Genomic DNA, 8371 nt, shown 5'->3' on the forward strand with positions numbered 1-8371 from the left:
CTAATTATTGTACCAAATTTAAGTGTTCAATCATCATTACAGGTTCATCATAACATGGAATTTCATAAGCTTATTGTAAAATATTGAACAATATTTGAATTATTACCCAATACGTATTTTGATGTATCAAGCTATTTGTTAAATTTCATATGAAAAATATCGAGGTTTAAAAAATGAATAGTCTAAAAGATGAGAGATTATTACTATAGGTAAGTGGCATATTTCTATAGACACTTAGAACAAGTAAATCTAGAGGGTATATCAACAGACTACTCGCCAATATAAAAAGCTCTTCATTTGAAGAGCTTTTTATATTCGTTTCATTGAAATTGTTTCACGTATGCTTTGTAAATTTTGCAGTGTTTCCTCCTGTCGCTGCAATGACAAACCCACATACAAAGTATCTAATAAACTAAGCTGCGCTAATCTTGATGAACTTGCTTCTGTACGAAATTCAGTCTCACGCGTCGAAGTATATAGCGTTATATGAGCAAGTTGACTTAATGCCGATTTTTGATAACTCGTAATCGCAATAATTTTGGCTCCTCTTGCTTTTGCTACTTCTAATGCTTCAAGTAATCCTTTATTACTGCCCGAATGAGAAATTGCAATGACCACCGCTTCTTTTGTCAGCAAGCCAGCTCCCATAATTTGAAAATGAGAATCCGTATGAGCAATACAAGAAATACCCGTTCTCATAAACTTATGATAAGCATCCATCGCAATAATACCCGACCCACCGTTTCCATAAAACTCAATTCGTTTCGCTTCATTCAGCGCACTCACTGCCTGTTCCAACGCGTTATCATTTAACAAATGCAATGTATCTTGCAGTCCTGTAATATGTGAATGAAAAACTTTTTTAGCAACAGTGACCATATTATCTTCTACCGATACTTCCTCATGAATATTTTGCATCGGGGTATGTACAATCTCACGAGCTAATGTAATTTTCAAGTCTTGAAACCCTTGAAAACCTAGTTGTTTGCATAAGCGGAATATCGTTGCTTCGGAACTATTCGTAACTTCCGCTAATTCCGTAATCGATTTATGTACAACATCTTGTGGATGTTTCAAAATATGTTCGGCAATACTTCGTAATTTCGGTGATAAACCATTTAACGAAGCCTGAATCTTTCCAATCCCACTTTTTGTACCAGGCATATCGTATCTTCCCCTTCCATAGTAGCTTTATCCCGTATTAACGGGCAGTAAGCCCCCCCACTGGTTAAAGTTTCACTTTATTGTACCTAATTATTGAAAGAAGAAAAACCTCTATTTGGCGCATCACTAGACATTTTATTTGCTCCTATGTATTCTACCGTAACATATGACACAATTATTCATACTTATTTCTAGTTTCTCCCATGCTTTACTGCGTATAATGCAGCTTGTGTGCGGTCATCTACTTCCAATTTAGCCAATACGTTAGAAACATGTGTTTTAACCGTTTGTTCTGTAATATGAAGCTCCGCTGCAATTTCCTTGTTACTTCTTCCTTTCGCAATTTCACGAAGTACTTCTTGCTCCCTTTTCGTTAACATAGAAAAAGGATTCTCTTTTTCTTTCTTGACTGCTGGCCGCCCTAATAGCGCAGGTGTTACCTTTGGATGAAAATTCGTATTCCCTTGATATACCGCAACAATTGACGCAACGAGTTGATCTGGCTGCACCTCTTTTAATTGATAACCATCTGCCCCAGCTTCTAATGCTGGTAAAACGTAATCTTGTTCTGAAAAACTGCTGAGCATAAGAATTTTGATTGTCTCATCATATTGTTTTATACGTTTTGTCGCTTCAATACCGTCCATTATAGGCATTGATATATCCATTAAAACTACATCTGGCTTTTCTTTTTGAACAAATGTTAATGCCTCTTCACCATTTTCTGCTTCTCCAATAATTTCAAATTCCTCTCTCGTTTTCAAAAAGAATACGAGTCCCCTTCGAACGATATGATGATCTTCTACAAGTAATAATTTAATTTCCACTGAAGTTCTCCCTCTCAAACTGGTAATTGAATTTCTATCTTTGTCCCCTTTTCCGGTTCTGCTTTTATTCGAAAAATTCCCCTCATTAATTCAATTCGTTCTTTCATACTTTTCAAACCAAGTGCTGACTCTCTTACTTGATCCTGTATAAATCCTATTCCGTTATCTTCTATGTAAAAGTGCAGCTTATTATCTTCAATCCTTAAATGAACATATACTTTTTCACACGAAGCATGCTTTTTACAATTATGTAATGCCTCTTGGCTTATACGCCATAAAACTTCTTCTATTTCATCTTCAATTAAAACCATTCCATCAATTCGAACTTCCACTTGAATCCCTAATAGTTTTCCGTAATTTTGAATCGCTTCTGCTAAACCTTTCTCTAATCCTTCAGGCCTTAATTGCCAAATCAAAAGTGTCATCTCTTGTAATGCTTCCTGTGATAATTCTCCAATATAACTTAACATCTCATGCAGTTCTCTATCTTCCGTCATATTAAGAGTACCTCTAGCTGTTAGCATAATAGAAAATAACAATTGTTTAACTGAATCATGTAGGTCACGTGCAAGTCGATTTCTTTCAGCTACAACTACATATTTCCGTTCTTTCTCAACTAATTGAATACGTTGTATTGTCGTTCCAATTTGAAATGCAATCGCTTCTAATAACGCTAACTCTTCCTCAGAAAAATGTGTTTTATGGGGCGAGGCCACATTTAATAGACCAAATTTCTCTGATCCAGATCTTAGCGGGATTGTTGCATGATGTGTAACATCTTCGGTCTCTCCCCAGTTACATTCAATCGCATCCTCTATTCGTTTACATTCAATAATATTTGTCGCTTTTTCCAATCTTCCATTCACAAAACGTTCTACACACCAACAATCGCCTTCACACATCGGCTTCTTTTCTTGCCACATAAGAGCTGGGGGTAAGTTTTGGTTTACAAGCATACGATGCTTTCCACTTTCATCAATAAAGAATATCCACCCTGTTTGTAAATTCATAACTTGTAATAATGTATGTAACACTTTTTCTAACATTTCCTGCAAGTTTGTTGCTTCATTTAGTAATTCAGCAATTTTTTTTAATGCTTCTAAACGATGCATCTCTTTTTCATCTATGTTCATCCTCATCACCAACTACTATTATAACATTAAGAAATTTCTAAATTCTACAAACAAAAAAAGAGCTGAATTCCTTCAGCTCTTTTTTAGGAAATATCCCATACAGTTCATTCAAATCTGCTGATCTACAAATCCAAATTCTAAATAAAAAAAGAAATTAGCTAGTTTTCTTTAACTGTCTGATAAAGATTGTCCCACATGGATATTTTGTAAACTTTCAGTAGTAACGAACATATGCGCTGCTGGCATTTGTACTTGATTTTTATGGAACATAGACATTAATTCAAATCTTACTTGTCTAGAATTTTCGAAATAATCTTCCGGCCTAATCAAACCTGTAATACAAAATTCATATCCAACATATTTAAGGTTAGGGTTTAAGTCTGTAACACCAACATATTTAAATGGTTCAACAGCCTCATCCTCTACTCTATAAAGACTTTGAGCCAATTTTTCATTACAAATAACACAGACTTCTTCTAACAATTCCTTAACTCTTGTAGGATCTTCCTGATAACTTACCGTGATCCGTTCAATTACTCGCATCCATCCTTTATTAAAATTTTGTATCGTTCTAATCTCTCCGTGTGGTATGGTAAGGAGTTTTCCTGACCATTCACGAATTTGCATAAAACGAATACTAATTTCCTCAATAGTTCCTGAATTTGTTCCGTTAAAAGTAACAAAATCGCCAACACGAAACTCTTTGTCCGCTAATCTTGCAAAGCCTAATATTACATCTTTTAGCATCTGTTGTGCAGCAAAACCAATGACAACTCCCGCTATCCCTGCACCTGCAATAATACTTTTTATATCTACAAATTGACTAATTAAATATATGATAAGACTGATGATAATTATATATCTAAAAATAGATCGAATTACACTTTGAATCGTCTGCTCTACCTCGTCATCAAAAAAGCTTGATTTTCTAAAAAACCAATCAATAATGCGGTTTATGACAAAAGAAATAATCATAAGAACTAAAGCAAATAGTAAAAATCTTAAAAGTAAAAACTCCCTTACATAATTAAAAAACTCTTCAGTATACGTTAATAAACTCATCCATCCACTTCCTTACTAATGAAAAATTCATGCAGCGCTGCTTTATTGTAAATACGTATTTATCATCTCAACACTTGTTTTCGGAACATCTTTTATTCTGATCTTAAATCATAATTTCTTAACTATGTATTTGTATTCATTGTTCATCTTCAACAATATAATCCTTTAATCAATCTTTCAACTTCAGATGTCCTTTTCTATTTACTATAACCTTTTTTAATCCCCTAAAGGGATATTACAATAGAATTTTTTATAAAGTGAAACTTTAATCAGTGGGGGATGTTCATCCCCCACTGATTATTAGCCCCCACCAATCGGACTTTTACGGGCAGCAGGGCTTCCACCTAACTTCTTTGCTCCAGCCAAATTGTGAGGTAGGAGTTTTACTGCCCGGCAAATAGCGGGATAAGCGACTTTCTTTTAAGTCCGCAATACTCACCAGCAAGTCGTCTCTATTTAAATGTGAAAAAGAGACCTTTTTGAAGGCCTCTTTTTTTCACTTCACTTCTGCATTTAAACATGATTTAAAATGCCCAAGTGCATATTCATGTCCTTGCGCATTAAAAGATGCAACTGCCTTTTCATAAACAACAATTTTAAATCCTTTATTATAAGCATCCACCGCTGTATGAAGAACACAAATATCAGTACATACACCTACAAGGTGGACTTCTTCTATTCCTCTTTCTCTCAACTTCATCTCTAAATCTGTTCCAGCAAATGCACTGTATCGCATTTTGTCCATGTAATATACATTCTCAGTATTTTTATATTTTTCGTATACATCCTGTAATTCACCAAATAAGTCTCTTCCATTTGTACCTGCTATATTATGAGGTGGGAATAACTTCGCTTCAGGATGATATACATCATTGTCTCCATGTTTATCGATCGCAAATACTACGTAATCACCTTTTTCAATAAATTGTTTCGTTACATTTACAAGTTCCTTCTCAATTTCTTGACCTGGTTTCCCGCAAGTTAAAGCACCTTTTTCAGCTACAAAGTCATATGTATAATCAATATTTATAAGCGCTCTTTTCATAACTACAATCTCTCCTTCTTCTGTTTCACAGTAAACAATAGAAAATTTGTTATTGCGACATCGTATGTACTATTCGACATTACAAATGAAATACCTACATTTCCCTCTCAATACTTAACTTAATCCGAGTTTATCATAAAACCGATAAATAAAGACAAAACATACTGTTCCTATTATCATATCATGGAGCCGATAATTGAGCGTAATTTGAATAACCTCTTGTATAGTAAACCAAATTACTGACATCATCATACTAATCAAGACGATACGAATAAACCGATTCACATCATCAACCCCGTTCTCTCTCCTAGTGGTAAAAAGTGATTTCTCTCTATTTATTCGTACTAGAAAATGAAACAAATTATTCACTATTACATCAATCCAAACAAAAAAGCACACTACTTTTTTGAGTAATGTACTTTTTATTCCTCTTAAGACGCAGGCTTCGTTTCAAACGTCGCTTGATTAAAGCTAATGACTTTTCCTTTCGGGTCATTGTTTTCAAACTGAACTGCGGTAATCGTATGACTACCTGTCTCAAGCATCTTTTCTTTTAATTGTACTGTTGTCTGTGTTGTACTAGTTACTTGATGTTTATCTGCAAATATTTGATCTACAAATACAAATGTTTCTTTATCATTTTGAAAATTGGAAAGTTCTAATTCGACTTGCTGAATTAAAGTATCCTTCTTTATGAATACAGTTGGTATATTGCCATTTTCAGAAGTACCATCTGGCGTAGTTATTTTTACTTTTCCTTCTCCGATTGGCACTGCTCCTTCAGGAAATACGACCATATTCTCATCACTAGCATTTACAACTTGTTCTTTCTGGTTTGACTGTGCATCTTCTTTTTCCGTTGGAGCACCACAGCCTACTAATAACAATACAGACAATCCAGTGATTATGAATTTCTTCAAAATTCATCCCCCCTGTTATTTCATTATAATTTATTATACAAAAATAACTTCTTAATTTTAAAACTAGTTTTTAACACTTTCATGAACAAATATTAGCTTGCTCACGATTACTGTACCATACTTTCATTTTAAGAACATTAATTTTTTTAAAGAAATAAATAGTAATTCCACTCTATTCATCATTTTAGCCCAATTCACTAAAGAAATATCCATTCAAAATAAAAAGACATTGTTATTTCAATGTCTTTTTTACATAACATTTAGAAAATAAATGTTGTAATCTCATCAACTTCTTTTCGAGAAAGTTTCTTCGGCTTATCTTTCGGAAACCCGAGTGAAATTACCATATTAATTTGTTTTTGAGGCTCAATTTGTAAATATTGTCGCAGTTCATCTTGAGCTAATAATACAGGTCCTGTCATTGGACAAGTACCCAGTCCTCTCGCATGTGCAGCCAGCATTAAGTTTTGCGCTGCTAAACAGCTACTCTTAATTCCTTCCTCTTCCCATACTGCATCAGGAACGAAGGCAATTGGATCAAATATCTTTTCACGAAACTTTGATTCATATGGTGTTGCCAAACATACGATTAATACTGGCGCCTCAGAGAAAGCTGTCGCATATGGACCGAAAGAACGTGTAAGTAATTTCCCTGCTTTCTCTTCTCCATTTTCTGCTGCTTTTGCCGCAAGTTTATGTAATGCATCCCATGTCATTTGTTCAATTTCTTTAATTTTCTCTCTGTTCATAATGACCAAGAACTCCCACGTTTGTGAGTTCGTATCACTCGGTGCATAACGAGCACAATCAATAATTTCTTTTATATCACTAGTGGATACTTCTTGTTCTGTAAACTTTCTAACACTTCGTCTACCGTGAATTACTTCTTTAAAATCTTCATAATTCATATATTAAATCCCCTTTTTACAGCGTTTTCAAAACTTGTCCTATGGTTGAATTATATCATGAAAAAAAGCTGGGGGAATACCAGCTTTTTTCTTCATTATTAATTTGTCACTTTAAACAAACTAATACTTTCTTCATATGCAGCTTGTAGTTTTTTCGTAATTGGTCCTCTTTCGCCGCTTCCAAACTTCTCATCACCAATTTGAACAACAGGGAATATTTCAAGTGGTGTCGCTGTAAAGAAACATTCGTCAGCCTCGTATACTTCTTGCAATGAGAATTCACGCTCTTCTACTTCAATATGTAAAGCTTTCGCTAATGTAATAACGTAGTGGCGAGTAATGCCGTGTAGAATGAAATTATCGGCCGGATGTGTAATTAATTTATTATTTTTCACCATAAAGAAATTCGAATGACACCCTTCTGTTACAACTCCATCTCGTACTAATATCGCTTCTTGATACCCTTGCTCGTTTATTTTATTTTTAATCATGATATTAGGTAGAAGGTTTAAAGATTTTATATGACAGAATTTCCAGCGTATATCCTCTTCTACAGTAACCTTTATTCCTTGTTCCATAGTAGCGGTAGGTCTTGGAAACGAAACAATATTCGCAAAATATGTTGGCTGTAAATCTTTTTCATACACATGATTTCGAGCTTGAGCTCCACGTGATATTTGAAGATACACATTCCCATCCTCTTGAAATTGATTTCTTTCAATCATTTGATGAAGTTCTTCAACTAACTCTTCCTTTGTAAACGGCGGAACAATATTTATTTCCCTCATAGATTTAAAAAAGCGTTCCAAATGTAAGTCTAGTAAATGAGGCTTCCCATCGTATAACCTAAATACTTCATATATGCCGTCACCAAATTGGAGTCCTCGCTCTTCTAACGCAACCATCGGCTGTTCTTCTTTCGTATTTACAATTCTTCCGTTAAACAAAATCCAATCTTTATGAGTAGCTTTCATTCCTTCCCACTCCTTTATTCCATGATTGGTTTTATTGTACAACTTATCCACAATTAAAAGAAGGAATTTTCTGTATTTAACTAAACAAAAAAAGTACATCACCTATTTAAAGTGATGCACTCCACCATTCATTTATTTCAAAAAATATTTTTCAATATTGATTATATTTAATATATGATGGATCATTATAAACCCACTGATTTCCACCAAGGTTCAACCAACCGTTTTGATTAATATATACTAAATAAGATTCCGGATTATTTAATTTACGAATAACTGAAGAAGATGTTGATGGACCACTTCTTAAATTCACATTTGTTCCTTGTATATATGCGACA

At 34.1% G+C, this 8371-nt stretch carries 10 protein-coding genes; all 10 read right to left on the reverse strand.

All coding sequences use genetic code 11. The features are described from left to right. Positions 1–309 precede the first annotated feature (309 nt). A complete protein-coding gene (locus KI356_RS21300; protein WP_128279918.1) occupies positions 310–1164 on the reverse strand; it encodes a MurR/RpiR family transcriptional regulator in 855 nt (284 codons plus the stop codon). Positions 1165–1355: 191 nt separating this feature from the next. Then, a complete protein-coding gene (locus KI356_RS21305) occupies positions 1356–1991 on the reverse strand; it encodes a response regulator (protein WP_212936376.1) in 636 nt (211 codons plus the stop codon). Positions 1992–2005: 14 nt separating this feature from the next. Continuing rightward, entirely contained in the window at positions 2006–3124 is a 1119-nt protein-coding gene (locus tag KI356_RS21310; RefSeq protein WP_212936377.1) for a GAF domain-containing sensor histidine kinase, read from the reverse strand. Between the two features lie 168 nt (positions 3125–3292). Further along, positions 3293–4186: a mechanosensitive ion channel family protein gene (locus tag KI356_RS21315; RefSeq protein ID WP_128279915.1), complete on the reverse strand. Its 894-nt coding sequence runs from the start codon at positions 4184–4186 to the stop codon at positions 3293–3295. A 496-nt stretch (positions 4187–4682) separates the two neighbouring features. Next, positions 4683–5231, reverse strand: coding sequence for a cysteine hydrolase family protein (locus KI356_RS21320; RefSeq protein ID WP_212936378.1), 549 nt, complete (start codon positions 5229–5231; stop codon positions 4683–4685). Between the two features lie 114 nt (positions 5232–5345). Continuing rightward, positions 5346–5600, reverse strand: a complete 255-nt coding sequence (locus tag KI356_RS21325) for a hypothetical protein (RefSeq protein ID WP_212936379.1) — start codon at positions 5598–5600, stop codon at positions 5346–5348. Positions 5601–5662: 62 nt separating this feature from the next. After that, positions 5663–6151 carry a hypothetical protein gene (locus tag KI356_RS21330; RefSeq protein WP_212936380.1) on the reverse strand — a complete coding sequence of 163 codons (489 nt, stop codon included), beginning with the start codon at positions 6149–6151 and terminating at the stop codon, positions 5663–5665. A gap of 260 nt (positions 6152–6411) precedes the next feature. Beyond that, positions 6412–7059 carry a nitroreductase family protein gene (locus KI356_RS21335; RefSeq protein ID WP_128279912.1) on the reverse strand — a complete coding sequence of 216 codons (648 nt, stop codon included), beginning with the start codon at positions 7057–7059 and terminating at the stop codon, positions 6412–6414. Positions 7060–7157: 98 nt separating this feature from the next. Further along, entirely contained in the window at positions 7158–8033 is an 876-nt protein-coding gene (gene dat, locus KI356_RS21340; protein WP_002119018.1) for a D-amino-acid transaminase, read from the reverse strand. 151 nt (positions 8034–8184) lie between these two features. Beyond that, positions 8185–8371, reverse strand: a 187-nt coding sequence (locus tag KI356_RS21345) for an SH3 domain-containing protein (protein ID WP_498066720.1), incomplete at its 5' end; no start/stop codon positions are given.

The organism is Bacillus hominis (genome assembly GCF_018332515.1).
Taxonomy (GTDB): domain Bacteria; phylum Bacillota; class Bacilli; order Bacillales; family Bacillaceae_G; genus Bacillus_A; species Bacillus_A hominis.